Origin of the sequence: Variovorax sp. UMC13 (assembly GCF_014170375.1) — a bacterium.
Taxonomy (GTDB): Bacteria; Pseudomonadota; Gammaproteobacteria; order Burkholderiales; family Burkholderiaceae_C; genus Variovorax.
Map to the genome: position 1 here is coordinate 15,514 of NZ_LZZW01000043.1, position 24,733 is coordinate 40,246.

The 24,733-nt window shown below is 69.2% G+C and carries 25 protein-coding genes; 18 read left to right on the forward strand and 7 right to left on the reverse strand.

Annotated features, from left to right (window positions below):
- Positions 1 to 117: 117 nt before the first annotated feature.
- The 3 genes from epsC (at position 118) to A9977_RS33855 (ending at position 2,228) form a co-directional block, all read left to right on the forward strand.
- On the forward strand, positions 118 to 1,023 hold the full coding sequence (gene epsC / locus A9977_RS33845) for a serine O-acetyltransferase EpsC (protein ID WP_183029298.1): 906 nt from the start codon (positions 118 to 120) through the stop codon (positions 1,021 to 1,023).
- Between the two features lie 64 nt (positions 1,024 to 1,087).
- On the forward strand, positions 1,088 to 1,636 hold the full coding sequence (locus tag A9977_RS33850; protein ID WP_183029299.1) for a thioredoxin domain-containing protein: 549 nt from the start codon (positions 1,088 to 1,090) through the stop codon (positions 1,634 to 1,636).
- A gap of 37 nt (positions 1,637 to 1,673) precedes the next feature.
- Positions 1,674 to 2,228, forward strand: a complete 555-nt coding sequence (locus A9977_RS33855; RefSeq protein ID WP_183029300.1) for an NADPH-dependent FMN reductase — start codon at positions 1,674 to 1,676, stop codon at positions 2,226 to 2,228.
- A gap of 31 nt (positions 2,229 to 2,259) precedes the next feature.
- On the opposite strand, the gene A9977_RS33860 is transcribed toward A9977_RS33855, so the two are convergent.
- Positions 2,260 to 2,907, reverse strand: coding sequence for an FMN-dependent NADH-azoreductase (locus A9977_RS33860; RefSeq protein ID WP_183029301.1), 648 nt, complete (start codon positions 2,905 to 2,907; stop codon positions 2,260 to 2,262).
- Between the two features lie 133 nt (positions 2,908 to 3,040).
- Here A9977_RS33860 and A9977_RS33865 point away from each other — a divergent pair, with 133 nt between their 5' ends.
- The 8 genes from A9977_RS33865 (at position 3,041) to A9977_RS33900 (ending at position 9,993) form a co-directional block, all read left to right on the forward strand.
- The gene (locus tag A9977_RS33865) at positions 3,041 to 4,015 is read left to right on the forward strand and encodes a LysR family transcriptional regulator (RefSeq protein WP_183029302.1); all 975 of its coding nucleotides are present in this window, start codon (positions 3,041 to 3,043) and stop codon (positions 4,013 to 4,015) included.
- Between the two features lie 73 nt (positions 4,016 to 4,088).
- Entirely contained in the window at positions 4,089 to 4,730 is a 642-nt protein-coding gene (locus tag A9977_RS33870; RefSeq protein ID WP_183029303.1) for a peroxiredoxin, read from the forward strand.
- Between the two features lie 59 nt (positions 4,731 to 4,789).
- Positions 4,790 to 5,365: an alpha/beta hydrolase gene (locus A9977_RS33875; protein ID WP_183029304.1), complete on the forward strand. Its 576-nt coding sequence runs from the start codon at positions 4,790 to 4,792 to the stop codon at positions 5,363 to 5,365.
- Positions 5,362 to 6,366 (forward strand): sulfate ABC transporter substrate-binding protein, encoded by a 1,005-nt coding sequence (locus A9977_RS33880; protein ID WP_183029305.1) that lies wholly within the window; start codon positions 5,362 to 5,364, stop codon positions 6,364 to 6,366. Before A9977_RS33875 ends, A9977_RS33880 begins: the two co-directional genes overlap by 4 nt.
- A 122-nt stretch (positions 6,367 to 6,488) precedes the next feature.
- Positions 6,489 to 7,370 carry a sulfate ABC transporter permease subunit CysT gene (cysT, locus tag A9977_RS33885; protein WP_183029306.1) on the forward strand — a complete coding sequence of 294 codons (882 nt, stop codon included), beginning with the start codon at positions 6,489 to 6,491 and terminating at the stop codon, positions 7,368 to 7,370.
- 107 nt (positions 7,371 to 7,477) lie between these two features.
- Entirely contained in the window at positions 7,478 to 8,380 is a 903-nt protein-coding gene (gene cysW, locus A9977_RS33890; RefSeq protein ID WP_183029307.1) for a sulfate ABC transporter permease subunit CysW, read from the forward strand.
- Between the two features lie 18 nt (positions 8,381 to 8,398).
- A complete protein-coding gene (locus A9977_RS33895; RefSeq protein WP_183029308.1) occupies positions 8,399 to 9,499 on the forward strand; it encodes a sulfate/molybdate ABC transporter ATP-binding protein in 1,101 nt (366 codons plus the stop codon).
- Complete coding sequence (locus A9977_RS33900) at positions 9,496 to 9,993, forward strand: disulfide bond formation protein B (RefSeq protein ID WP_183029309.1); 498 nt, start codon at positions 9,496 to 9,498, stop codon at positions 9,991 to 9,993. Before A9977_RS33895 ends, A9977_RS33900 begins: the two co-directional genes overlap by 4 nt.
- 9 nt (positions 9,994 to 10,002) lie before the next feature.
- On the opposite strand, the gene bla is transcribed toward A9977_RS33900, so the two are convergent.
- Positions 10,003 to 10,875 carry a class A beta-lactamase gene (gene bla / locus A9977_RS33905; protein WP_405054727.1) on the reverse strand — a complete coding sequence of 291 codons (873 nt, stop codon included), beginning with the start codon at positions 10,873 to 10,875 and terminating at the stop codon, positions 10,003 to 10,005.
- A 97-nt stretch (positions 10,876 to 10,972) separates the two neighbouring features.
- On the opposite strand from bla, the gene A9977_RS33910 reads away from it, so the two are divergent.
- Positions 10,973 to 11,857 carry a LysR family transcriptional regulator gene (locus A9977_RS33910; RefSeq protein ID WP_183029311.1) on the forward strand — a complete coding sequence of 295 codons (885 nt, stop codon included), beginning with the start codon at positions 10,973 to 10,975 and terminating at the stop codon, positions 11,855 to 11,857.
- Here A9977_RS33910 and A9977_RS33915 read toward each other — a convergent pair.
- From A9977_RS33915 to A9977_RS33930, 4 genes are all read right to left on the reverse strand, one after another.
- Positions 11,827 to 12,519 carry a mobilization protein gene (locus A9977_RS33915; protein ID WP_183029312.1) on the reverse strand — a complete coding sequence of 231 codons (693 nt, stop codon included), beginning with the start codon at positions 12,517 to 12,519 and terminating at the stop codon, positions 11,827 to 11,829. The two genes, A9977_RS33910 and A9977_RS33915, sit on opposite strands and share 31 nt — an antisense overlap.
- A 64-nt stretch (positions 12,520 to 12,583) precedes the next feature.
- Positions 12,584 to 13,885 carry a type II toxin-antitoxin system HipA family toxin gene (locus A9977_RS33920; RefSeq protein WP_183029313.1) on the reverse strand — a complete coding sequence of 434 codons (1,302 nt, stop codon included), beginning with the start codon at positions 13,883 to 13,885 and terminating at the stop codon, positions 12,584 to 12,586.
- Positions 13,882 to 14,190 (reverse strand): helix-turn-helix domain-containing protein, encoded by a 309-nt coding sequence (locus A9977_RS33925; protein ID WP_183029314.1) that lies wholly within the window; start codon positions 14,188 to 14,190, stop codon positions 13,882 to 13,884. Before A9977_RS33925 ends, A9977_RS33920 begins: the two co-directional genes overlap by 4 nt.
- 42 nt (positions 14,191 to 14,232) lie before the next feature.
- Positions 14,233 to 15,009 carry a hypothetical protein gene (locus A9977_RS33930; protein WP_259652267.1) on the reverse strand — a complete coding sequence of 259 codons (777 nt, stop codon included), beginning with the start codon at positions 15,007 to 15,009 and terminating at the stop codon, positions 14,233 to 14,235.
- A 104-nt stretch (positions 15,010 to 15,113) separates the two neighbouring features.
- Between A9977_RS33930 and smc the strand changes: the two genes are divergently transcribed.
- The 5 genes from smc (at position 15,114) to def (ending at position 23,098) form a co-directional block, all read left to right on the forward strand.
- Positions 15,114 to 18,626: a chromosome segregation protein SMC gene (gene smc / locus A9977_RS33935; protein ID WP_183029315.1), complete on the forward strand. Its 3,513-nt coding sequence runs from the start codon at positions 15,114 to 15,116 to the stop codon at positions 18,624 to 18,626.
- A 16-nt stretch (positions 18,627 to 18,642) separates the two neighbouring features.
- Positions 18,643 to 19,740, forward strand: coding sequence for a cell division protein ZipA C-terminal FtsZ-binding domain-containing protein (locus A9977_RS33940; protein WP_183029316.1), 1,098 nt, complete (start codon positions 18,643 to 18,645; stop codon positions 19,738 to 19,740).
- A 116-nt stretch (positions 19,741 to 19,856) separates the two neighbouring features.
- On the forward strand, positions 19,857 to 21,950 hold the full coding sequence (gene ligA, locus A9977_RS33945; protein ID WP_183029317.1) for an NAD-dependent DNA ligase LigA: 2,094 nt from the start codon (positions 19,857 to 19,859) through the stop codon (positions 21,948 to 21,950).
- Between the two features lie 121 nt (positions 21,951 to 22,071).
- A complete protein-coding gene (locus tag A9977_RS33950) occupies positions 22,072 to 22,530 on the forward strand; it encodes a hypothetical protein (RefSeq protein WP_183029318.1) in 459 nt (152 codons plus the stop codon).
- Positions 22,531 to 22,558: 28 nt separating this feature from the next.
- Positions 22,559 to 23,098, forward strand: coding sequence for a peptide deformylase (def, locus tag A9977_RS33955; protein ID WP_183029319.1), 540 nt, complete (start codon positions 22,559 to 22,561; stop codon positions 23,096 to 23,098).
- 20 nt (positions 23,099 to 23,118) lie between these two features.
- Here def and A9977_RS33960 read toward each other — a convergent pair whose 3' ends face one another.
- Complete coding sequence (locus A9977_RS33960) at positions 23,119 to 23,523, reverse strand: DoxX family protein (protein WP_183029320.1); 405 nt, start codon at positions 23,521 to 23,523, stop codon at positions 23,119 to 23,121.
- Between the two features lie 148 nt (positions 23,524 to 23,671).
- On the opposite strand from A9977_RS33960, the gene A9977_RS33965 reads away from it, so the two are divergent.
- Positions 23,672 to 24,706 (forward strand): amino acid ABC transporter substrate-binding protein, encoded by a 1,035-nt coding sequence (locus tag A9977_RS33965; RefSeq protein WP_183029321.1) that lies wholly within the window; start codon positions 23,672 to 23,674, stop codon positions 24,704 to 24,706.
- Positions 24,707 to 24,733: the final 27 nt, after the last annotated feature.

Sequence of the window (24,733 nt, forward strand, 5' to 3'; positions counted from 1 at the left end):
GAATCGTTCCCATCTGTCCGGGCGCGGAATGACCGCGGTCGCGGTCGGTGTCCGGCTTTTGCGCTACAACCGATGCCTTCCGTTTGTTTTTCTCGCCGCGTGAAGCGGCAACCGACCATGCAATCCTTCGACGTCGACGACATCGTCCGCGCCCTGCGCGACGCACGCCATGAGTGGCGCGACTCGCAAAAGCGCTCACGCGAACCCGTGGGCCGTGAATTCCCCTCGCGCGAGGCCCTGACCGAGATCGTCGAGGCGCTCAAGGGCGCGCTGTTCCCGATGCGGTTGGGTCCGCCCGACCTGCGCCACGAGAGCGAGGATTTCTACGTCGGCCACACGCTCGACGCGGCGCTGATGGGCCTGGTCACGCAGGCCCGGCTCGAGCTGCGCTATGTGGGCCGCCAGCAGTCGCTCGACGAGGCGGCGCTCGATGCGCAGGCCAGCGCGGCCGTCAAGGCCTTCGGCGCCTCGCTGCCGCAGATCCGCCGCCTGCTCGACAGCGACGTGCTCGCTGCCTACCAGGGCGACCCGGCGGCGCGCAGCGTCGACGAGGTGCTGCTGTGCTATCCGGGCGTGCTGGCGATGATCCACTACCGCCTCGCGCACCGGCTCTACGGCCTGGGCCTGCCGCTGCTGGCGCGCATCGTGGCCGAGCTGGCCCATGGGCAGACCGGCATCGACATCCACCCGGGCGCGACCATCGGCGCCGGCTTCTTCATGGACCACGGCACCGGCGTGGTGATCGGCGAGACGGCGGTGATCGGCGAGCGCGTGCGGCTCTACCAGGCGGTGACGCTGGGCGCCAAGCGCTTCCCGACCGATGCCGAAGGCCATCTGCAGAAGGGCCTGCCGCGCCATCCGGTGGTGGAGGACGACGTGGTGATCTATGCCGGCGCGACCATCCTGGGGCGCGTCACGCTGGGCAAGGGTGCGACCATCGGCGGCAACGTCTGGATCACCGACGACGTGCCCGCGGGCGCCAGCGTCACGCAGGCCAGCCTGCAGAAGAAACCTTGCACCTGACGCCTACGTCCTGAGACATCTGTCGGCGTCATACTGTGCGTTCCGCCTCTCCCTGGAGAACGCCATGAATGCCGCAGTGAACCCCCAGCGCCTGCTCGAACCCGACGCGTCGACGGACCATGTGCTGGGACCGCCCGGCGCGCGCGCCACGCTGGTCGAGTACGGCGATTTCGAGTGCCCGTCCTGTGCCCAGGCCTACCCGGCCGTGAAGATCATGCTGGACCACTTCGGGCCCAAGGTGCGTTTCGTGTTCCGGCACTTTCCGCTGCGCGAGGTGCACCCGCATGCCGAGCTGGCGGCCGAGGCGGCCGAAGCCGCGGGCGCGCAGGGCAAGTTCTGGCCCTTCCACGACCTGCTGTTCACCCATGCGCACCGGCTGGGCGAGGCGCACCTGCGCGAGCATGCGCAGCAGGCCGGCCTGGACATGGCGCGCTTCGAGAACGAACTGCGCGACCACGTCTACCTGCAGCGGGTGCAGGAGCAGATGCAGGTCGCGACCCAGTTGCGGGTGCGCGCCACGCCGACGTTCTACCTCAACGGCGAGTTCGTCGACGTGTCCTTCGGGCTGCTGCACCTGCAGCGGGCCATCGAGCGCGTGCTCGACCCCGCCTGAGCCTCTTTTCGTCCACTTCCATTTCTGGAGAGATTGCATGAGTCAGTACAAGATCGCGGTCGTCATCGGCAGCCTGCGCAAGGATTCCTTCAACCGCAAGCTGGCGCTGGCGCTGGCCCACCTCGCGCCCTCGGACTTCACCTTCGAGCACCTGGAGATCGGCGACCTGCCGCTCTACAACCAGGACGAAGACGGCAACCAGGCGCCGGCCGTGAAGCGGTTGAAGACCGAGATCGCGGCGGCCCAGGGCCTGCTGTTCGTGACGCCTGAATACAACCGCTCGGTGCCGGGCGTGCTGAAGAACGCGATCGACCATGCCTCGCGGCCCTATGGCCAGAACGCCTGGGGCGGCAAGCCGGCCGGCGTGATCGGGGTGTCGGTGGGCGCCATCGGCACCGCGCTGGCGCAGCAGCACCTGCGCAACGTGCTGGCCTACCTCGACGTGCCGACGCTGGGCCAGCCCGAGGCCTTCATCCAGAACAAGGAAGGGCTGTTCGACGACAAGGGCCACGTGTCGGAGGCCAGCAAGCAGTTCCTGCAGAGCTGGGTCGACAAGTACGTGGCCTGGGTGAAAACACACAACGGAAGCTGAACCTCGACACGGGCGCCAGGGCCCGTCGGGTTCAGGCAGCCAGCTGGCTGACGGCCTGGTTGGCCGCTTCGGCCGTGGCGGTGCGGATGTCGGCGCGGGCCGATTCGATGGCCGCGGCCTTGGGCGCGTCGCCCATCGCCAGGCCTTCGGCGCGCACGATGCGCACGTCGGTGATGCCGAAGAAGCCGAACACCACCTTGAGGTAGCTTTCCTGGTGCTCGGCGGCCTGGCCACCTTCGCTGGTGGAGTAGATGCCGCCGCGCGACGAGGCCACGATCACGGTCTTGCCGCCGGCCAGGCCGACCGGGCCCTTCTCGGTGTACTTGAAGGTGCGGCCGGCCTGAGCCAGGCGGTCGATCCAGGCCTTGAGCTGGGTCGGGATGCTGAAGTTGTAGAGCGGCGCGCCCACGACGATCACGTCGGCGGCCAGGAACTGGCTCACCAGCTTTTCCGAGACCGCGTTCTCGCGCTTCTGCGCTTCGGTCGGTTCGGCCTGCACGCCGACCTTGATGCCCAGGGCGTTGGCGTCGAAATGGTTGGGGGTGTCGACGGCCAGGTCGAGGTAGTCGACCGTGGTGTCGGGGTGTGCACGGCGCCATTCGGCGACGATGTCGGCCGTGAGTTGGCGGGAGACGGAGTTGGTGCCCAGAACGCTGGCGTCCACTTGCAGAAGTTTCATGATCAATCGCTCACTTTCGATTCAGAAGGGTCGGCACGGAAGGCCGGCATGGAGAGAATTCTATTTTTGATACCAGTGACTGATAAGTCGGTAAATTTGAGCCACATCGTTCTTAATTTGGGACAATAGGCCGATGCAAGACCTCAACGACATGGTTTTCTTCGCCGAAGTGGCGGAGCGGGGCGGTTTCACTTCGGCCAGCAAGGCGCTGGGCGTGCCCAAGTCGCGGCTCTCGCGGCGCGTGGCCGACCTCGAGGCCTCGCTGGGCGTGCAACTGCTCCAGCGCAGCACGCGGCGGCTGTCGCTCACGCCCGCGGGCGAGCTCTACCTGCGCTACTGCGTGGAGATGCGCGACGCGGCCCAGGCCGCGTCCGAGGCCGTGTCGCAGGTGCAGACCGAGCCGCGCGGCACGGTGCGCATCACCTGCCCGGTGACGCTGGCGCAGAGCAGCGTGGGGCCCCTGCTGCCCGTGTTCATGCGCCGCTTCCCCGGCGTCCGCATCGAGATGCGCGTGCTCAACCGGCCGGTCGACCCGGTGGAGGAGGGGGTCGACCTGGCGCTGCGCGTGCGTCCGTCGATAGAAGACAGCGCCACGCTGGCGGCGCGCAGCTTCGGCGAGAGCCGCGGCATGCTGGTGATGAGCGCCGAGCGGCTGCCGCACCAAGGGCCGCTGCAGGGGCCGGAAGACCTGGCGCGCATCGACACGGTAGCCATGTCCTCCGGCGACGGCCGCGCCACCCTGGCGCTGGCCGGCCCCGACGGCCGCACCTACCAGGCGGTGCACCACCCGCGCTACGTGGCCGACGACCTGCTGACGCTCAAGATCGCGATCATGCAGGGCGTGGGCGCCGGCATGCTGCCCGACTACATGTGCCGGCGCGAGCTGGCCAGCGGCGAACTGGTCGAGGTGCTGCCCGGCTGGGCGCCGCAGGCCGGCGTGGTGCACGCGATGTACGCGCCGCGCCGGGCGCTGGTGCCGGCGGTGCGCCACCTGCTCGATTTCCTGGCCGAGCACCTGGACGGGCACGAACCGGTGGGCTGCGCGAGCGAGGAAGAGGCCGCGCTTCGGCTGGCCCTTAGTGCCAAAAAGACATATTCAAACAATTAGATATTCGTTTGTTATCCGAGCCGGCCTTTCCACAATCGGTGCTCCAACCCCATTCCACTGAGGAGCGACGACCATGGCCACCCTTCGACTCGGCGACACCGCCCCCGATTTCCTGCAGGACTCCAGCGAAGGTCCGATCCAGTTCCACCAGTGGGCTGGCGATTCCTGGGTGGTGCTGTTCTCGCACCCGGCCGACTTCACGCCGGTCTGCACCACCGAGTTGGGCAAGACGGCCGCGCTGTCGGGCGAGTTCGCCAAGCGCGGCGTGAAGCCGATCGCCGTGAGCGTGGACCCGGTCGACAAGCACCAGGGCTGGATCGCCGACATCAACGAGACGCAGAACACCACGGTCAACTTCCCGATCCTGGCCGATGCCGATCGCAAGGTGGCCGACCTGTACGACATGATCCACCCGAACGCCTCGACCACCGCCACGGTGCGCAGCGTGTTCATCATCGACCCCAAGCACGTGGTGCGCACCACGCTGACCTACCCGGCCAGCACCGGCCGCAACTTCGACGAGATCCTGCGCGTGATCGATTCGCTGCAGCTCACCGACAGCCACAAGGTCGCGACGCCCGCCAACTGGAAGGACGGCGACGACGTGGTGATCATCCCCAGCCTGCAGGACCCGGCCGAACTGGCCCAGCGCTTCCCCAAGGGCTTCAAGGCCGTGCGTCCGTACCTGCGCGTCACGCCCCAGCCGAACAAATAAGACGCGATGAAGCTGGCGTTGATCACCGGCGCGCACGCGCCGGCTGCCGGGCGGGTGCGGTGACGCATCGCGTCGTCATCGTTCCGGGCTGGCGCGATTCGGGTCCCGGCCACTGGCAGAGCCTGTGGGCCGACGGCCTGGCCGACGCCGCGCGCGTGGTGCAGGACGACTGGGTGTCGCCCCGGCGCGAATCCTGGATCCGGGCGATCGGCGACCTGATCCTCGCGCAGGACGCACCGGTGGTCGTGGCCGCCCATAGCCTGGGCTGCATCGCGGTCGCGCACCTGCCGCCGCCGGTGGTCGAGCGCATCGCGGGCGCCCTGCTGGTGGCCCCGGCCGACCCCGAGCGCCGGGCGGCGCTGGCCGACTTCGCGCCCGTGCCCTACGCCGCGCTGCCCTACCGCAGCATCGTGGTGGCCAGCAGCAACGACCCCTTCTGCCCGGTGCGCCTGGCCGGCGCCTATGCGCGGGCCTGGGGCAGCGAATTCGTTCGCATGCAGAATGCGGGCCACATCAACGTCGACTCGGGGCACGGGGACTGGCCGCTCGGCCTGGCACTGCTCCAGTCGCTGACCGAAGCGCCCAGCCAGATGCTGGCGGGCCGACCCTCTTCAGAACCTTTGGCAACTTCATGACCACCAGAATCAAGACCCTCCTCGTCGCCGTCGCCTTCGCCGCGGCCGGTTCCGCCGCGCTGGCGCAGACCACGACCCTGCTCAACGCCTCGTACGACGTGGCGCGCGAGTTCTACAAGGACATCAACCCGGCCTTCATCGCGAGCTACAAGAAGGCCACCGGCAAGGACGTGAAGGTAGACCAGGCGCACGGCGGCTCGAGCGCCCAGGCGCGCGCGGTGGGCGACGGCCTCGACGCCGACGTCGTGACCATGAACACCACCACCGACATCGACTACCTGGCCGGCCTGGGCGTGGTGGCCAAGGACTGGTCCAAGCGCTTCCCCGACAACGCATCGCCCACCACCTCGACCATGCTGTTCCTGGTGCGCAACGGCAACCCCAAGGGCATCAAGGACTGGGACGACCTGACCAAGCCCGGCGTGCAGGTCGTGGTGGTCAACCCCAAGACCGGCGGCAACGGCCGCTACGCCTACCTCGCGGCCTGGGGCTACGTGAAGAAGAAGGGCGGCAGCGACGCGCAGGCGGCCGAGTTCGTGGGCAAGCTGTTCAAGAACGTGCCGGTGCTGGGCAAGGGCGGCCGCGACGCCACCACCATCTTCCTGCAACGCAACATCGGCGACGTGCTGATCACCTTCGAATCCGAAGTGCTGTCGATCGACCGCGAGTTCGGCGCCGGCAAGGTCGACGCCGTCTACCCCTCGATCAGCGTGCTGGCCGAGAACCCGGTGGCCGTGGTCGAGCGCACCGTGGCCAAGAAGGGCACGGCCGACGTGGCCAAGGCCTACCTCGATTTCCTGTACTCGGAAGAGGGCCAGGAAATCGCCGCCAAGCATGCGCTGCGCCCGCGTTCGCCGGCCGTGCTCAAGAAGTACGCCAGCACCTTCAAGCCGGTGCAGCTGTTCACGGTGCAGGAACTGTTCGGCGGCCTGGCCGAAGCGCAGAAGGTGCACTTCAACGACGGCGGCCAGTTCGACAAGATCTACACCCCCGGCAAGTGACCCGCCCCGCAGGTGGCGGCGCACGGCGCGTCGCCTTCTTCCTCCCCCCTGCCGGGGGGCAACACCCGCGGTCCGGCGAAGCCGGTTCAGCGGTGTTCCACGAATAAGACCATGGGCTCAACATGAGTGGTGTGACTTCTTCGGCGCTGTCGTCCGCGACAGCGCCGCTTTCGCGTCCAGGGCGACGCAACAACCGCGTGCTGCCGGGCTTCAACCTGACGCTCGGCTACGCGCTGCTGTACCTCTGCCTGATCGTGCTGATCCCGCTGTCGGCGCTGGTCTTCAAGACCTTCACGCTGACCTGGGACCAGTTCTGGGTGGCCGTGACTGCGCCGCGCGTGATGGCCTCGTACCGGCTGACCTTCGGCACCTCGCTGATCGCGGCGCTGGTCAACCTGGTGTTCGGCCTGCTGCTGGCCTGGGTGCTGGTGCGCTACAAGTTTCCGGGCAAGAAGATCATCGATGCGCTGGTCGACCTGCCCTTCGCGCTGCCGACCGCGGTGGCCGGCATCTCACTGACCGCGCTGCTGGCCGGCAACGGCTGGGTCGGCCAGTACCTCGAGCCGCACGGCATCAAGCTGGCCTTCACGCCGGCGGGCGTGGTGGTCGCGCTGATCTTCGTCGGCCTGCCCTTCGTGGTGCGCACCGTGCAGCCGGTGCTCGAGGACACCGAGAAGGAACTGGAGGAGGCCGCCACCTCGCTGGGCGCCACGCGGCTGCAGACCTTCACCCGCGTGATCTTCCCCTCGATCCTGCCGGCGCTGCTGACCGGCTTCGCGATGGCCTTCGCGCGCGCGATCGGCGAGTACGGCTCGGTGATCTTCATCGCGGGCAACATGCCCATGATCTCGGAGATCACGCCGCTGATCATCATCGGCAAGCTCGAGCAGTACGATTACGCCGGCGCGACCGCGGTGGCCTTGGTGATGCTGGTCATCTCCTTCCTGCTGCTGCTGGTGATCAACGGTCTCCAGGGCTGGCAACGCCGCCGATCGGAATCATGAACCACCCCCGATGCGCCTTCGGCGCCTCCCCCTCAAGGGGGCGACATCCGTGGCCCGGCAAAGCCGGTTCCACGATGTCCCTGGTATCACGAGCCATGGAAAAATAAATGAGCGCTCCCCAAAAAGTCATCCGCCGCGCCAATGCCGGCACCACCGAGGCGCCCTGGGTCCGCTGGACGCTGATCGGCATCGCGCTGCTGTTCATGTTCCTGTTCCTGATCCTGCCGCTGGCCGCGGTGGCGACCGAGGCCCTGCGCAAGGGCTTCGGCGCCTACCTCGAGGCGCTCAAGGAACCCGACGCCTGGAGCGCGATCCGCCTCACGCTGATCACCGCCGCCATCGCGGTGCCGTTGAACCTGGTGTTCGGCGTGGCGGCGGCCTGGGCCATCGCCAAGTTCGAGTTCCGCGGCAAGGCCGTGCTGACCACGCTGGTCGACCTGCCGTTCGCGGTGTCGCCGGTGGTCGCGGGCCTGATCTACGTGCTGGTGTTCGGCGCCCAGGGCTGGTTCGGCCCCTGGCTGGCCGCGCACGACATCAAGATCATCTTCGCGGTGCCCGGCATCGTGCTGGCGACCGTGTTCGTGACCTTCCCCTTCATCGCGCGCGAACTGATCCCGCTGATGCAGGCGCAGGGCACCGACGAGGAGCAGGCCGCGATCGTGCTGGGCGCGACCGGCTGGCAGACCTTCTGGCGCGTGACCCTGCCCAACATCAAGTGGGGCCTGCTGTACGGCGTGATCCTGTGCAATGCGCGCGCCATGGGCGAGTTCGGCGCGGTGTCGGTGGTCTCGGGCCACATCCGCGGCCAGACCAACACCATGCCGCTGCACGTCGAGGTGCTCTACAACGAGTACCAGTCGGTCGCGGCCTTCGCCGTGGCCTCGCTGCTGGCCATCCTGGCGGTGGTCACGCTGGTCATCAAGTCGGTGATCGAGTGGCGCCACGAGCGCGAGATGAAGGCCATTGCCGAACTGCCCCCTGAGCGTCCGCCGGAAACCAGCGCGGCCTGACAGAGAAAGAACCAGATCATGAGCATCGAAATCCGCAACGTCAGCAAGCAGTTCGGCGACTTCCGCGCGCTGAACGACGTCAACCTCGACATCGCCTCGGGCGAACTGGTCGCGCTGCTGGGCCCCTCGGGCTGCGGCAAGACCACGCTGCTGCGCATCATCGCGGGCCTGGAAACGGCCGACCAGGGCAGCATCCTGTTCTCGGGCGAGGACACCACCGACGTGCATGTGCGCGAGCGCCAGGTCGGCTTCGTGTTCCAGCATTACGCGCTGTTCCGCCACATGACCGTGTTCGAGAACGTGGCCTTCGGCCTGCGCGTGAAGCCGCGCAAGGAGCGCCCGTCGGACGCGCAGATCAAGCAGAAGGTGACCGACCTGCTGAAGCTGGTGCAGCTCGACTGGCTGGCCGACCGCTACCCCTCGCAGCTGTCCGGCGGCCAGCGGCAGCGCATCGCGCTGGCGCGGGCGCTGGCGGTGGAGCCCAAGGTGCTGCTGCTCGACGAGCCCTTCGGCGCGCTCGACGCCAAGGTGCGCAAGGAGCTGCGCCGCTGGCTGCGCCGGCTGCACGACGAGCTGCACGTCACCTCGATCTTCGTCACCCACGACCAGGAAGAGGCGCTCGAGGTGGCCGACCGCGTGGTGGTGATCAACAAGGGCCGGATCGAACAGGTCGGCTCGCCGCAGGAGGTCTGGGACCATCCGGCCAGCCCCTTCGTCTACGGCTTCCTGGGCGACGTGAACCTGTTCCACGGCCGCGCCCACGAGGGCGAGGTGCAGCTCGAAGGCATCCGCCTGCAGTCGCCCGAGCACAGCGGCGTGCAGGACAGCAAGGCGCTGGCCTATGTTCGGCCGCACGACCTGACGGTCGAACGCTATGTCACGGGCGCGTCCAGCGGCGGCCTGGTCGCGAAGATCGAGCGTGCGATCGTGGTCGGACCGATCGCGCGGCTGGAACTCCGGCCGGTCGAAACGGATCAGCATAATCCTGCGTCCGGAACCATCATCGAAGCGCAACTCCCTGCGCAACAGTTCCGGGACCTGGGTCTAGGCGAAGGCGACACGGTCGTCGCCACGCCACGCAAGGCCAAGGTATTCGTGGAAGACTGGGTATCCCCTTGATCTCTTGGTATTTCGCGGCACCGCGCCGCGCCCTGGCGCTGATCTGTCTGGCCTGCGTGGCCATGCTGGCTTTCGGCATGTACCTGCAGCACGTGGTCGGGCTCGAGCCCTGTCCGATGTGCATCGTGCAGCGCTATGCGCTGGTGCTGGTGGCGGTGTTCACCGGCCTGGCTGCGCTGACCGGCCAGCCGGTGCTGCAGAAGACGGGCGCCGCGCTGGCGCTGGTCAGCGCCGCGGGCGGCGCCTACACCGCGGCGCAGCAGAGCTGGCTGCAGTGGTATCCGCCCGAAACGGTGTCCTGCGGCCGCGACATCTACGGGATGATCGAGACCTTCCCGCTGCAGCGCGCCATCCCGATGATCTTCCGCGGCAGTGGCGACTGCTCCAAGGTCGACTGGACCTTCCTCGGCCTGTCGATCGCCAACTGGTCCTTCGTCTGTTTCGTCGTCTTCGCGCTGCTGCTGGTCGTGCTGCTGTTCAGGCGCGCCCGCTGAGGATCGCGTTCACAGCGTGGGCAGCAGGCCGCCCACGGCCGCCAGCGTCCCGTTGCTCTGGCTGAAGCTCAGCTTGGTCTGCGTGAGGTAGGCCGTCACCAGCAGGGGCGGTCGCCCCGGCGGCCAGACGATCGCCACGTCGTTGTTGGTGCCGAAGGCGCCGGCCCCCGTCTTGTCCCCCACGGTCCAGCCGGCCGGCAGCCCCGCGCGCAGGCGCAGCCCGCCGGTCTGGTTGGCCACCAGCCAGTCGCGCAGGCGCTCGCGCGAGGGCGGCTTCAGGACGTCGCCGAGCAGCAGCGTGTGCAGCAGGCCGAGCATCGCACCCGGCGTGGTCGTGTCGCGCGGATCGCCGGCCAGGGCCTCGTTGAGTGTGGGCTCGGTGCGGTCCAGCCGCGTGAGCGTGTCGCCCAGCGCACGCAGCCAGGCGGTCAGCGCGGCCGGCCCGCCAAAGCTGTCCAGCAGCAGGTTGGCCGCGGCGTTGTCGCTCTGGACGATGGCGGCCTCGCACAGCGCCGCCAGGGGCATGCGCTGGCCCACGCGGGGTTCGGTCAGCGGCGAGTGCGGCAGGATGGCCGCGCGTTCGATGGGCAGCGTGCGCTCGAGCGTCTCCCGGCCCGCATCGACGCGCTGCAGCACCAGCGCCGCCGCCAACCACTTGAAGGTGCTGCACATCGGGAAGCACTCGTCGGCGCGGTGGCCGACGCGCCGGCCGTCGGCGGTGTCGAGGATGCACACGCCCAGCCGGCCGCCGCTCTCGGCCTCGATGCGCCGGAGGGCCCGCGCGATGCGGCTGTCGGCCGCCGGGGTGTCGGCCTCGGCGCCCATCGCGAGCGCGGCCAGTGCGCTGCCCATGGCCAATGAAAAATGACGTCTCTGCATGATGCTCTTGTGCGTTGTGGATCGAGCGTCGGACGATATCGAAGGGCAGGCGCCGAATCCAATGCTAAGAAAGAGGGCCAGCCATAAGAAAATCTGGGCCATGCAACTTCCGCTCAATGCCCTGCGCGCCTTCGAGGTGTCGGCGCGCCACCTCAGCTTCACCCGCGCGGCGCTTGAGCTGCACGTCACGCAGACCGCGGTGAGCCAGCATGTGAAGAAGCTCGAGGAGCGCGTCGGCGCGACCCTGTTCCGGCGCCTGCCGCGCGGCCTGGCGCTGACCGACGAGGGCGCGGCGCTGCTGCCGGTGCTGGCGCAGTCCTTCGGCCGCATCGAGAGCGTGCTGGCCCAGTTCGGCGAAGGGCAGGCGCGCGAGCCGCTGACGGTGGGCGTGGTCGGCACTTTCGCGGTCGGCTGGCTGATGCCGCGGCTGCAGGATTTCCAGCAGCTGCATCCCTTCGTCGACCTGCGCCTGTTCACTCACAACAACCGGGTCGACATCGCGGGCGAGGGGCTGGACTATGCGGTGCGCTTCGGCGATGGCGCCTGGCACGGCACCGAGGCCGAGCCCCTGATGCCCTCACCGCTGTCGCCGGTGTGCGCGCCGCTGCTGGCGCCCGCCCTGCAGCGGCCGGCGGACCTGCACCGCACGACCTTGCTGCGCTCCTACCGCAGCGACGAATGGCCGGCCTGGTTCGCGGCGGCGGGTGTCGACTGCCCGGTGGTGCGCGGCGCGGTCTTCGATTCCTCGCTGACCATGGCCGAAGCCGTGGCGCAGGGCGCGGGCGTGGCGTTGCTGCCGGTCGCGATGTTCGGCCGCGAGCTGCGCCAGGGGCGGCTGGTGCGGCCCTTCGCCACCGAGACGCAGAACGGCCGCTACTGGCTCACGCGGCTCAAGTCCAGGCCCGAGAGCGAGGCGATGAAGGCCTTCCGCGACTGGCTGCTGCCGGCCGCGAACTACAGCGGCAGCGTGTCGAAGGCGCCGTAGGCCGTGGCCAGCCAGGTCTTCACGCGCTGGCGTTCCAGCAGGCCCAGTGCATGCGGGCCTTCGCGGTCGTTGACGGCCTTCCAGAAGCTGCTGTTCTGCGCGTCGATCTTGCGCATGCTGGCCTCGTGCAGGCGCGGCAGCGCGATCACGCGCGCGCCGTTCGCGCTGGCCTTGGCCAGCGACTGCGAAGCCAGCAGCATGCCGAAGTCGCTGCCGCGGCCGTAGTTCTGCACCACGATGTAGTTGGGGCGGTCGCCGAAGGTGTCGATCAGCGTGCCCAGCAGGTCGGTGGAGTCGCGGCCGTCGTCCAGCACGTGCCAGAAGTTGACCGCCACGCCCATCTCGGCGAACAGGTCGAACAGGTCCGACTCCTTGATCCAGCGCGCCAGCGGCGCCAGCGTCTGTGCCGCGAGGTCGACGATCACGCTCTGCGTCGGGTTGCCCTCGAAGCCGTTCACCACCTTGTCCAGCCCCTCGAAGCTGTCGACCACCACCGGCGAAGCGAAGCCCTCGTAGAAGCGGGTGAAGGAGCTGTGCGAGCGGTCGGTGTCGAAGCCGGTGAAGGGCCGGCTGTGGTCGATGAAGTACTGCGCCAGCACCCGTGCGGTGACCGACTTGCCGACCCCGCCTTTTTCGCCGCCGATGAAATTGAGGGAGCTCATGAGGGTGTGCCTGGTCAGGGGTTGGGAAGAAGGGGAGAGGAAGGTCCGGAACCGGTGAAGCATTTTAGGTGCCACGTCGCGCCAGCCCCTGGAGCAGCGCGTGATCGCGCAGCCGGGCCGCGAGCCGAGCCTTCCAGGGCGCGGGCAGCGTGGCGGCCTCGATCATCGCCGGCCAGGCGGCGCGCGCGGCGCGCACCGTGTCGGTGATGGCGCGGCGCACCCGCGGTTCGTGCAGGCCGGCCGCGAAGCAGAAGGCCCGCACGCGGGCCGGCGTGAACAGCGCGCTGCGCGCCGCCGGGGTGCGCGCGCCCGCCGCGGCCGGCATCAGCGGCAGCCCGTGGCCGTCGACGCCCTGCATCGCGGCATAGGCCACGATGTCGTAGGCCGGCGCGAAGCGCGGCGTGCGACCGTCGGGGTAGAGCACACCGAAGTTCTTCAGGTGCGCATCGGGGTTGCCCAGCAGGTCGTTCACCACCAGCCGGCGCAGCAGCTCGAGCACCGCCGCCTCGCCCAGCGAGGGGAAGGCCTGCATCGCCCGCGCCATGTCGAGGTAGCTGGCGCCGTACTTGTGCTCCGGGTCGATCGCCAGCACCTGGGCGAAGTCCTCGAAATGGATGCGCTTCGCGCCGTCGCGGTCGAAGCGGGTGACGGCCAGGAAGTCGGGTTCGTCGGGCAGCGCGTAGCTGTGCTCGGCGTGGATCGCGGCCAGCGGCGCGAGTTCGGCATGGCAGACATCGACCCCGGCGGCGCGCGCCATCTCGAGCGAGAGCATCTCCAGCTGAGGCATGTGCGGCCGGCCCGCCACCGGCAGCTTGGCGATCACGCGGGTGCTCTTGCCCGCGCGGGTGCGCGCCACGTAGCGCCCGCCCTGGCGCCGCAGCCCCAGCTTGGGCTGCACGCCCGAGACCGAGATGCCCTGCGGCAGCGGCAGCTCGACCACCGACATCTCCAGCGCATCCTGGTCCTGGGTGATCAGGCGCTGCAGCGTCGCGCGGTCGACCGTGGTCGGGCGCGCGCTGACCGCGCCCGGCAGGTCGCCGCCGCAGGCCGCGAGCAGCTCGAAATGGTCGTCCTCGCGGCAGCCGCGCAACTGCGCGATGTGGGTGCGCAGCACGCCTTCGGGCAGCAGGTTCTGGAAGTAGGGCGGCAGCTTGCCGCCCTGGGCGTTGAACAGCGGGTTCTTGACGTCGCTCCAGAGCGCCGACTGCGCCGAGGCATCGGCCGCCACCATCGACAGCGACAGCACCTCGGCCGGCGGCGCCGCGACCAGCGCCGGGTCGGCCACGAAGCGGCACAGGTCGGCGTACTGGAACAGCTGGCCGAAGGGCCGGCCGCCGAGCGCGATCTCGAGGATCTTGACGTTCATGAGGCGGAGGCGGGGGGCTTGCCCTGCGGGGCCACCGCGGCGCCCACGCGCGTGGCCACCGGCCGGTAGGCCGGATCGTCGGCCGCGCCGGCGGGGGCGCCGAAGCCGCGCGGCGTGAGGTGGAGTTCCAGCTCGAGCGCATCGGCCAGCGCCAGCAGCGACGAGAGCTGGGGATTGGCCTGCGGGCCCAGCGCGTTGCGCACCGAGCGCTCGGTCAGGCCCGAGCGCTGCGCGACCTGGTCGAGCGTGAGCCCGAGCGCCTCGCGCCGGGTCGCCAGTTGTTCGATGAGCGTCTTTTTGTCCACGGCAACATAATACCTTTTTCCTGAAAAAAGGAAATATGTTTCCTATTGCTTGGCCATCGACAGGAAGGGGCCGAGGCTGCCCATGAGCCAGCCCTGGGCGAAATCGAGGGCCGCGCGGCGGTACTTCTCGTCGGCCTGCGCCGCCAGCAGGTCCAGCCGCGCCACGATCTTCGACAGCTCGCGGTCCACCAGCAGGTTGCGGCCGCGCTCGCTGACCTCGGTGGCCAGCAGCAGCGGCTGGCCGTCGGGGCCGGTCCTGGAGCCGATCAGCCACAGCGAGATTTCCATGTTGCGCGCGGCGCGGTAGCTGTTCTCGGCATTCACGCCGTCGATCATCGTCTGCTCCCAGGTGTCGCCGTTGGCCTGCTTGAGCATGGTGGCCCAGCCGTAGACCAGGGCGGCGACGCGGTCGCCGGCATAGGGCGGCGGGCCGGCGTCGAAGGCCAGCCGCACCGCGTCGATGCCGTGGGTGCCGCGCAGCGCCGCCAGCGGCGTGCCCTGCATGACCGCGTTCCAGGTGCGCTCGGTCGCGTCCTCGGGGCTGGTGGCCCACTTGCGCCATTCGCGCGGATTGCGGCGGTAGAGCGAGAGCTGCACCCGTCGGATCGACTGCAGGTTGTCGCGCAACGCCAGGTTCGCGATCCGGTTGGCGCCCGATTGCCACCACTCCCGGCTGTCGTAGTTCTGGGCCCGTTCGGTGTCGCGGGTGGCGGCGCAGCCGGCCAGCCCGAACGCCAGCGCGGCCGCGATGAGGATCCGCGTGCGGCGAGGCGTGAAAGTGCGGTGTTCGCGGGCTCGGGGAAAGAGGGAATCGCGCATGGTGTGCACGTTATCATCGCGGCCTCGGGCGGCAGCCGGCCGGCTGTGCAATTTTCCTTACAAATCAACACCTTGGCTTTCGGGCCAGGTTGGAACGACCCCTCGTGCGTCTCAATTCCATCAAGCTTTCCGGCTTCAAGTCCTTCGCCGAGCCCACCAACTTCCTGCTGCCGGGCCAATTGGTCGGCGTGGTCGGCCCGAACGGTTGCGGCAAATCGAACATCATGGATGCGGTGCGCTGGGTGCTGGGCGAGTCACGCGCCTCGGAGCTGCGCGGCGAGTCGATGCAGGACGTGATCTTCAACGGCACGACCACCCGCAAGCAGGCCAGCCGTTCGAGCGTGGAGCTGGTGTTCGACAACGCCGACCACCGCGCGGGCGGCCAGTGGGCCCAGTTCGCCGAGATCGCGGTGCGGCGCGTGCTCACGCGCGATGGCACCAGCAGCTACTACATCAACAACCAGCCGGTGCGCCGGCGCGACGTGCAGGACGTGTTCCTCGGCACCGGCCTGGGCCCGCGCGCCTACGCCATCATTGGCCAGGGCACGATCAGCCGGATCATCGAGTCCAAGCCCGAGGAACTGCGCCTGTTCCTGGAAGAGGCTGCCGGCGTGTCCAAGTACAAGGAACGCCGCCGCGAGACCGAGAACCGGCTGGGCGATACGCGCGAGAACCTGACGCGCGTCGAGGACATCCTGCGCGAGCTCAACACCAACCTCGAGCGGCTCGAGAAGCAGGCCGAGGTGGCGGCGCGCTACAACGCGCTCACGGCCGACGCCACGCGCAAGCAGCACCAGCTGTGGTTCCTCAAGCGCACCGAGAGCGAGGCCGACCAGGCCAAGATCAAGGCCGATGCCGACCGCGCGCTCAACGACCTGGAGTCGCGCACCGCCGACCTGCGGCGCATCGAGTCCGAGCTCGAGACCGTGCGCCAGGCGCACTACGCGGCCGGCGACCACGTCAACCAGGCGCAGGGCAAGCTCTACGAAGCCAGCGCTGAAGTCGGCCGGCTCGAGGGCGAGATCCGCTTCGTGGTCGAGGGCCGCCAGCGCGTCGAGCAGCGGCTGATCCAGCTGCGCGAGCAGATCGGCCAGTGGAGCGGCCGGCGCGAGCAGGCCGAGGTCGAGATCGAGACCCTGGCCGGGCAGGGCGTCGATGCCGAGGAGCAGGCCGAACTGCTGGCCGCGCAGCTCGAGGAACACGACGCGCGCATGCCCGAGCTGGAAGACGCGCAGCAGCGCGCCCAGAACGAGGCCAATGCGCAGCGCGCGGCGGTGGTGCAGGTGCAGCAGCAGATCCAGGTGCTGGCCGCCGACCAGCGCAACATCGAGGAACAGAGCCGCCAGCTCACGCTGCGCAGCGAACGCCTGCGCACCGACAAGCAGGCGCTGGCCGCGCCCGACGAGGAGAAGCTGCAGGAGCTGCAGTTCCAGTTCGCGGCCGCCCAGGAGGCCGCGGCCGAGGCCGATGCGCGCCTGCAGGACCTGCAGGAAGCCGTGCCGCAGCTCGACGACGACCGCCGCACGCGCCAGCAGGCCGTCAACACCGAGGTCACGCGCCATGCCGACCTGTCGGCCCGGCTCGAGGCGCTCAAGGCGCTGCAGGAGAAGGTCAAGACCGACGGCAAGCTCGCGCCCTGGCTGGCCAAGCACGGCCTCGACGGGCTGCAGGGCCTGTGGAGCCGGATCCACATCGAGCAGGGCTGGGAGAACGCGCTCGAGTCCGCGCTGCGCGAGCGCCTGGGCGCGCTGGAAGTCTCGCGGCTGGACATGGTGCGTGCCTTCGGTGGCGACGCGCCGCCCGCCAAGCTGTCCTTCTACAGCCCGCCCGCGGCCGGCCTGCCGCCCGGTGGCGGGACGCTGCCGCGCCTGTCGGACCTGCTGCGCGTCAACGACGCCGGCCTGCAGGCGCTGCTGGTCGACTGGCTGCACGGCTGCTACACCGCGGCCAGCTTCGAGGAGGCCCTGGCCCAGCGCGGCCAGCTCCAGCCGGGCGAAGTGATCTTCGTGCAGAGCGGCCATGCGGTCACGGCGCACAGCGCGAGCTTCTACGCGCAGGATTCCGAGCAGGCCGGCCTGCTGGGCCGCCAGCAGGAGATCGAGAACCTCGACCGCCAGCTGCGCGCCCAGACGCTGCTCAGCGAAGAGGCGCGGACCGCGCTGGTGCGCGCCGAGGCGGCGTATGCCGATGCCGCGCAGCGCCTGGTCACGGCACGCCGCGAAGCCGGCGAGACCCAGTCGCGCGCGCACGAGCTGCAGGTCGAAACGCTGCGCCTCACGCAGCTGGCCGAACAGACCCGCGCGCGCAGCGAACAGCTCGCGGCCGACCTGGGCGAGGTCGATGCGCAGCTGGAAGATCTGCAGGAACGCCGCGTGGCCGCCGAAGGCCGCTTCGAGGAGCTGGACATGCAGCTGGCCGACAGCCAGGAACGCCATGCCCAGCTCGACGAGCGCGTGATCGAGGCTGGCCGCGCGCTGGCCGCCAGCCGCGACCAGCACCGCAGCCTGGAACGCCAGGCGCAGGAAGCCACCTTCACGCAGCGCAGCGTCGACGCCCGCCGCGGCGAACTGAGCCGCGCGATCGAGACCGCCGCGCAGCAGACCGTGGCGCTGGCCGACGAGCAGGAACGCGCCCAGGCCGAACTCGGCCGGCTGTCGGACGCGGCCGCGCAGGCCGGCCTGCAGGATGCGCTGTCGCTCAAGCTCGAGCGCGAGACCGCGCTGGGCGCCTCGCGCAGCCAGTACGACGACCTCACGCTCAAGCTGCGCGCCAGCGACGAGCGCCGGCTGCAGCTCGAGCGCGAGCTCGATCCGCTGCGCCAGCGCATCACCGAATTCCAGCTCAAGGAACAGGCCGCGCGCCTGGGCTTCGAGCAGTACGCCACCTTGCTGGCCGACGCCCAGGCCGACCTGGAGGCGATCGCGCTGTCGATCGAGACCGACAAGGTGCGCCTGACCGGCCTGCAGGGCGAGATCGACCGGCTGCACCGCGAGGTGGCGGCGCTGGGCGCGGTCAACCTGGCGGCACTCGACGAACTGGCCATGGCCAGCGAACGCAAGACCTTCCTCGACGCCCAGTCGGCCGACCTGAACGAGGCCATCGGCACGCTGGAAGACGCGATCCGCAAGATCGACGGCGAGACCCGCGAGCTGCTGGGCGGCACCTTCAAGATCGTCAACGAGCACTTCAGCCGCATGTTCCCCGAGCTGTTCGGCGGCGGCAATGCGCGCCTGGTGATGACCGGCGACGAGATCCTCGACGCCGGCGTGCAGGTGCTGGCGCAGCCGCCCGGCAAGAAGAACCAGACCATCCACCTGCTGTCGGGCGGCGAGAAGGCGCTCACCGCCATCGCGCTGGTGTTCGCGATCTTCCAGCTGAACCCGGCGCCTTTCTGCCTTTTGGACGAAGTGGATGCGCCGCTGGACGACGCCAACACCGAGCGCTATGCCAAACTGGTGTCCGCCATGAGCAAGAGCACGCAGTTCCTTTTCATCAGCCACAACAAGATCGCGATGGAGATGGCCGAACAGCTGATCGGCGTGACCATGCAGGAGCAGGGCGTGTCGCGCATCGTGGCGGTGGACATGGAGTCCGCCGCATCCATGATCGAAGCCTGATCGGGTCCCGCACCACATGAGCAGCCTCACCGTCGCCCTCGCCATCCTGGGCGGACTCGTTCTCGCCGGCCTGGTGGCCTTCAACACCTGGTCCTCGCGCCGCAATGCACCGCGCCAGCCCGACGCGCCGCCGCCCACCGGGCTCGACCCCGCGTCTTCCGGCGAGCGCGTCGACGACGGACCCACGCTGCACGTCGACCCGCACCCCGTCCCGGGCAACGAGCGCCACGAGCCCTTGTTCGACCCCGACCTGCCCGCGCCCACGGCGCTGCCGATCCCCACGGCCGACCGCCGCGGCGGGCTCGACCCGCTGATCGACGTGATTGCGCCGGTCTCGCTCGACGGCCTGGTCTCGGGCGACGCGGCCATCGCTGCCATGCCGGCCACGCGCCGCGCGGGCAGCAAGCCGGTCGCGATCGAAGGGCTCAACGAGCACAACGGCGAATGGGAGCCGCCGGTGGCGGGCCAGCGCTACGGCGCCTTCCAGGTCGGCGTGCAGCTGGCCAACCGCACCGGCGCGCTCAACGAGATCGAGTACTCGGAGTTCGTGGTCAAGGCCCAGGCCTTCGCCGACACGCTCAACGGCGCGCCCGAATTTCCCGAGATGCTCGACGAGGTCGCACGCGCCCGCGAGCTCGACCAGTTCGCCAGCGCGCACGATGCGCAGCTGGGCTTCGTGCTGCGCGCGCGCCATGCGGCCTGGAGCCCCGGCTACGTGCAGCAGAACGCCGCGCGGCTGGGCTTCGTGGCCGGGCTGATCCCGGGCCGCATGGTGCTGCCGGCCGGCGAGGCCGGGCTGCCGCCGATCATCGGCCTGTCCTTCGACACCCAGGCCGCGCTGGCCGACGACCCGGCGCAGTCGGCGATCCGCGAACTCACGCTGAGCCTCGACGTGCCGCAGGTCGACCGTGCCGAGCGCCCCTTCGTGCGCATGCGCGAGTCGGCCGCCACGCTGGCGCGCGAGATGGACGGCGTCGTGACCGACGGCGACGGCCAGCTGCTGCGCGACGAGACCATGGACGTGATCGGCGCCGACCTCGAGGAGCTCTACGACATGCTCGACTCGCGCGAGCTGGGCGCGGGCTCCGCGCTGGCGCGGCGGCTGTTCAGCTAGACGATTTTCCCGGCGTCGCGCACATGTCCTGTCGCTTCGCCTCCCGTGACTGCCGCGGTCGGCCCACGCCGGCGCGCGGTGTGCCCGTTCCCGATTGACCGCGCCCTCCTGTTGCCATGACTGCCCCTGACGAAAATGCCGCGCGCGAAGCCGCCGCGTTGAGCGAAACGCTTCGCCACCACGCCCATCTCTACTACGTGCTCGATGCGCCGACGCTGCCGGACGCCGAGTACGACAAGCTGTTCCAGCGCCTGCAGGCCCTCGAGGCCGAGCATCCCGAACTGCGCACCGCCGATTCGCCCACCCAGCGCGTGGGCGGCCAGGTGCTCGACGGTTTCGTCAAGGTGCGCCATCGGGTGCCGATGCTGTCGATCCGCACCGAGACCGACATCACGGCCGGCGGCGCGAGCGCCTTCGATGCGCGGGTGCGCAAGGAACTCGGCCTGGCCGAGGACGCGCCGCTGGTGGCCTATGTCTGCGAACTCAAGTTCGACGGCCTGGCGATGAACCTGCGCTACGAGCACGGCGTGTTGGTGCAGGCCGCCACGCGCGGCGACGGCGAGATCGGCGAGGAGGTCACGCAGAACATCCGCACCATCGCGCAGATCCCGCTGCGCCTGCACGGCGATGCGCCGCCGCCGGTGGTCGAGGTGCGCGGCGAGGTCTACATGCGGCGCGACGACTTCGAGACGCTCAACGAACGCCAGCGCGAGCGCATCGCGGCCGGGCAGAAGAACGAGAAGGTCTTCGTCAACCCGCGCAACGCGGCGGCGGGCGCGGTGCGCCAGCTCGATCCGGCGATCGCGCGCGAGCGGCCGCTGAGCTTCTTCGCCTACGGCCTGGGCGAGGTGTCGACGCCCGAGCAGGGCGGGCCCGACTGCCCGACGCAGTTCGACTGGCTGGAGCAGTTCCGTGCCTGGGGCTTCCCGGTCGCGATGCAGACCGCGCGCGCGAGCGGCGCCGAGGCGCTGGTGACCTTCCATGAACTCACCGGCCGCACGCGCGACGCCTTGCCCTACGACATCGACGGCGTGGTCTACAAGGTCGACAGCATCGCGCTGCAGCGGCAGCTGGGCTTCGTCTCGCGCGAGCCGCGCTGGGCCGTGGCCCACAAGTACCCGGCGCAGGAGCAGCTGACCGAGGTGCTGGCGATCGAGGTGCAGGTGGGCCGCACCGGCAAGCTCACGCCGGTGGCCAAGCTGGCGCCGGTGTTCGTCGGCGGCGTGACCGTGACCAACGCGACGCTGCACAACGAGGACGAGGCGCGCCGCAAGGACGTGCGCGTGGGCGACACCGTGATCGTGCGGCGCGCCGGCGACGTGATCCCCGAGGTGGTAGGCGTCACGCCCGAGAGCGCCGCCAAGCCGGCGGAGCAGCGCGGCGCGCTGTTCACCATGCCCCGCCATTGCCCGGTCTGCGGTTCCGATGCGGTGCGCGAAGAAGAGGAGGTCGACTACCGCTGCACCGGCGGCCTGTTCTGCGCCGCCCAACGCAAGGAGGCGATCCTGCATTTCGCCGCGCGCCGCGCGCTCGACATCGAGGGCCTGGGCGACAAGCTGGTCGAGCAACTGGTCGACGCGCAGCTGATCCGCACCCTGCCCGATCTCTACAAGCTGGGCTTCGTCACGCTCGCCGGGCTCGAGCGCATGGCCGACAAGTCGGCCAGCAACCTGATCGCGGCGCTCGAGGCCTCGAAGAAGACCACGCTGCCGCGCTTCCTGTTCGGCCTGGGCATCCGCCACATCGGCGAGAGCACGGCCAAGGAACTGGCGCGCCACTTCGGCAAGCTCGACGCGATCATGGACGCGAGCGAGGAACGGCTGCTCGAGGTGGCCGACGTGGGGCCGGTGGTCGCAACCAGCCTGCGCACCTTCTTCGACCAGCCGCACAACCGCGAAGTGGTCGAGCAGCTGCGTGCCAGCGGGGTGCACTGGGAAGAGGGCGAGCCCGCGCCGCGCGCGCTCAAGCCGCTCGCGGGCAAGACCTTCGTGATCACCGGTACATTGCCTACGCTGTCGCGGGACGAGGCGAAGGACAAACTGGAGGCGGCCGGTGCCAAGGTCGCCGGTTCGGTCAGCAAGAAGACCGACTACCTAGTGGCCGGCGCCGAAGCCGGCAGCAAGCTCGACAAGGCGAACTTGTTGGGGGTGGCGGTGATCGATGAAGGGGGGATGCTGGAACTGCTGGCGCAGGAGGCTCCTCTTTCGTGAAGCTTGCACGGCTTCGACGGTTTTTGCGTGGCGGCCTTACGCGGTGTTACCTGTGTTTGCCTGAGGGACGTCAGCGGAATGTATTTCTGGCGCCGAATGGCGTTGAAAGAAGGAGATCGCTATGAAGATGAACTTGCGTCGGTTGGCCATGGGCCTGGGTCTTGGGGCCGTGGTGGTGCTGGCCGGATGCGCGGCCTATCCCGCGGGAACCTATTACGACGGCGGCGGCTACAGCAGCGGTGGCTATGGCTACGGCGGCGGCTACAACGCCTATGAGGGCGGCTACTACCCCGGCGCGGCACCGGTCATCATCCAGCAGCCGCCGGTTTATGTGAATGGCGGCTACTATCGTCGGCCCGACTACCGTGGTGACTACCGAGGCGACTATCGTGACCGCGACGGTCGCCCAGGCTACAACCGCCCGCCGAACCGGCCACCACAGAACGTGGACCGGCCGAACCGTCCCGATCCGCGGCCGCCGGTGACGCGTCCGAACCGTCCGGCGCCATCCTCGGGCTACCCTCCGGTCGTTCCGGGTTCGCCGTCGCCGGTCCAGCCCAACGGCCAGTACGTCAATTGAAGTTCTAGAAAAGGCGCAGCCAGCGATCGTGACCGTTCGAGACATCCTGAAAATGGGCGATCCGCGCCTGCTGCGCATTGCGCAGCCGGTGCAGGCCTTCGATACCGACGAACTGCACCTGCTGGTGCGCGACATGTTCGAGACCATGCATGCGGTCAACGGGGCCGGCCTGGCCGCGCCGCAGATCGGCGTCGACCAGCAGATCGTGATCTTCGGTTCGGGCGAGCCCAATCCCCGCTATCCCGATGCGCCCATCGTGCCTCGCACCGTGCTGCTCAACCCGGTGATCACGCCGCTGGGCGATGAAGAGGAAGAGGGCTGGGAAGGCTGCCTGTCGGTGCCGGGACTGCGCGGCGTGGTGCCGCGCTTCGCGAACATCCGCTACACCGGCTTCGACCTCTATGGCGACCCGATCGACCGCAGCGTGAGCGGCTTCCACGCGCGCGTGGTGCAGCACGAAGTCGACCACCTGCTGGGCAAGCTCTACCCGATGCGGGTGCGCGACTTCACGCGCTTCGGTTTCACCGAGGTGCTGTTCCCGGGCCTCGACGCGTCGGACGACGACTGAACGAGGCCTGCGGGTCCCGCTCAGTTGTATTTGCCGCTGACGCCACCCACGCTCAGGCGGCCGGCGCCCAGGAAGGCCACCGCGATCGCGCCGAACAGGAACATGCCCTGCAGCTCGAGCGCCCAGCCGCCGTTCTTGCCGATCGCCAGCAGGTCGTTCATGTGCACCAGATAGATCGCGACCACCATGTTGATGGCAATGATCCAGGCCGCCGGCCGGGTGTAGAAGCCGATGATCACCAGCGCCGGCGCCACGATCTCTCCGACATAGACCAGGTAGGCCAGCGCGGACGGCAGGCCGTGCGACGCGAGCATGCCGCCCACGCCGCTGACGCCCGAGCTGAGCTTGGCGATGCCATGCAGCAGGATCAGGATGCCCAGCGCCAGGCGCAGGATGAGTTTTCCGGTGTCGTCGGAACGGGTCATGTCGAAAATCCTTTCAAGCCAAGAGGGCCGCATTGTGGTCCATGTTCGACCGATCGCGCCCATCCGTGTGCCTTCGCCGGCCCGATGCCTGCAGACAGGCGGGCGGCCCCGTAAACTGCGCGGGCCGTCTTTTGAGGAATCCATGCCCATGAACCGAACGTTCCGCCCCGTCCTGGCCACCCTGGCCGCCACCCTGGCCCTGGCCAGCGCCGCGCCCGCCTTCGCCGGCAAGGTACTCGACACCGTCAAGCAGCGGGGCAGCGTCAAGTGCGGCGTCACCAACGGCGTGGCCGGCTTCTCGGCCCCCGATACCCAGGGCAACTGGTCGGGCCTGGACGTCGACACCTGCCGCGCCGTCGCGGCGGCCGTGCTCGGCGATGCGAAGAAGGTCGAGTTCGTGCCGCTGAACTCGCAGCAGCGCTTCTCCGCGCTGCAGGCCGGCGAAGTCGACATCCTGGCGCGCAACACCACCTGGAACCTCACGCGCGACGCCTCGCTGGGCTTCCACTTCACCACCATCAACTATTACGACGGCCAGGGCTTCCTGGTGCCCAAGAAGATCAAGGTCACGAGCGCCAAGCAACTGAAGGGCGCGACCATCTGCACCCAGTCGGGCACCACCAACGAGAAGAACGTGGCCGACTGGTCGAAGGCCCAGGGCATCCCGGTCAAGACGGTCGTGTTCGAGAGCTTCGAAGCCTCGTTCAAGGCCTTCTTTGCGGGCCGCTGCCAGGCCTTCACCACCGACACCTCGGCGCTGGCCGGCCTGCGCAACAAGGAAGCGCCGAACCCTGACGACTACATCATCCTGCCCGAGCTGATCTCCAAGGAGCCGCTGGCGCCGCTGGTGCGCCGCGGCGACGACGAGTGGTTCGCGATCGTGAAATGGGTGCCCAACGCGCTGATCGAGGCCGAGGAGGTCGGCATCACGCAGGCCAACATCGACACGCTCAAGAGCAGCAGCAAGGACCCGGCCCAACAGCGGCTGGTGGGCAGTGGCGACGACCTGGGCAAGCTGCTGGGCCTGGACAAGGACTGGTCCTACCGCGCCATCAAGGCCGTGGGCAACTACGGCGAGGTCTTCGAGCGCAACGTCGGACCCAAGTCGGTGCTCGGGCTGCCGCGCGGCGCGAACAACCTTTGGAACAAGGGCGGGCTCCTTTACGCGCTGCCGGTCCGGTGATCGCGTGGGGCCGCCTGAGCCCATGGA

Coding starts and splice junctions, on each gene's coding strand:
- A9977_RS33870 (WP_183029303.1), top strand. CDS start 4,089: ATGGCCACCCTTCGACTCGGCGACACCGCCCCCGATTTCCTGCAGGAC.
- A9977_RS33950 (WP_183029318.1), top strand. CDS start 22,072: ATGAAGATGAACTTGCGTCGGTTGGCCATGGGCCTGGGTCTTGGGGCC.
- cysT (WP_183029306.1), top strand. CDS start 6,489: ATGAGTGGTGTGACTTCTTCGGCGCTGTCGTCCGCGACAGCGCCGCTT.
- cysW (WP_183029307.1), top strand. CDS start 7,478: ATGAGCGCTCCCCAAAAAGTCATCCGCCGCGCCAATGCCGGCACCACC.
- A9977_RS33895 (WP_183029308.1), top strand. CDS start 8,399: ATGAGCATCGAAATCCGCAACGTCAGCAAGCAGTTCGGCGACTTCCGC.
- A9977_RS33880 (WP_183029305.1), top strand. CDS start 5,362: ATGACCACCAGAATCAAGACCCTCCTCGTCGCCGTCGCCTTCGCCGCG.
- A9977_RS33960 (WP_183029320.1), bottom strand. CDS start 23,523: ATGACCCGTTCCGACGACACCGGAAAACTCATCCTGCGCCTGGCGCTG.
- ligA (WP_183029317.1), top strand. CDS start 19,857: ATGACTGCCCCTGACGAAAATGCCGCGCGCGAAGCCGCCGCGTTGAGC.
- A9977_RS33865 (WP_183029302.1), top strand. CDS start 3,041: ATGCAAGACCTCAACGACATGGTTTTCTTCGCCGAAGTGGCGGAGCGG.
- A9977_RS33910 (WP_183029311.1), top strand. CDS start 10,973: ATGCAACTTCCGCTCAATGCCCTGCGCGCCTTCGAGGTGTCGGCGCGC.
- epsC (WP_183029298.1), top strand. CDS start 118: ATGCAATCCTTCGACGTCGACGACATCGTCCGCGCCCTGCGCGACGCA.
- A9977_RS33940 (WP_183029316.1), top strand. CDS start 18,643: ATGAGCAGCCTCACCGTCGCCCTCGCCATCCTGGGCGGACTCGTTCTC.
- A9977_RS33915 (WP_183029312.1), bottom strand. CDS start 12,519: ATGAGCTCCCTCAATTTCATCGGCGGCGAAAAAGGCGGGGTCGGCAAG.
- A9977_RS33850 (WP_183029299.1), top strand. CDS start 1,088: ATGAATGCCGCAGTGAACCCCCAGCGCCTGCTCGAACCCGACGCGTCG.
- A9977_RS33930 (WP_259652267.1), bottom strand. CDS start 15,009: ATGCGCGATTCCCTCTTTCCCCGAGCCCGCGAACACCGCACTTTCACG.
- A9977_RS33920 (WP_183029313.1), bottom strand. CDS start 13,885: ATGAACGTCAAGATCCTCGAGATCGCGCTCGGCGGCCGGCCCTTCGGC.
- A9977_RS33965 (WP_183029321.1), top strand. CDS start 23,672: ATGAACCGAACGTTCCGCCCCGTCCTGGCCACCCTGGCCGCCACCCTG.
- A9977_RS33860 (WP_183029301.1), bottom strand. CDS start 2,907: ATGAAACTTCTGCAAGTGGACGCCAGCGTTCTGGGCACCAACTCCGTC.
- A9977_RS33855 (WP_183029300.1), top strand. CDS start 1,674: ATGAGTCAGTACAAGATCGCGGTCGTCATCGGCAGCCTGCGCAAGGAT.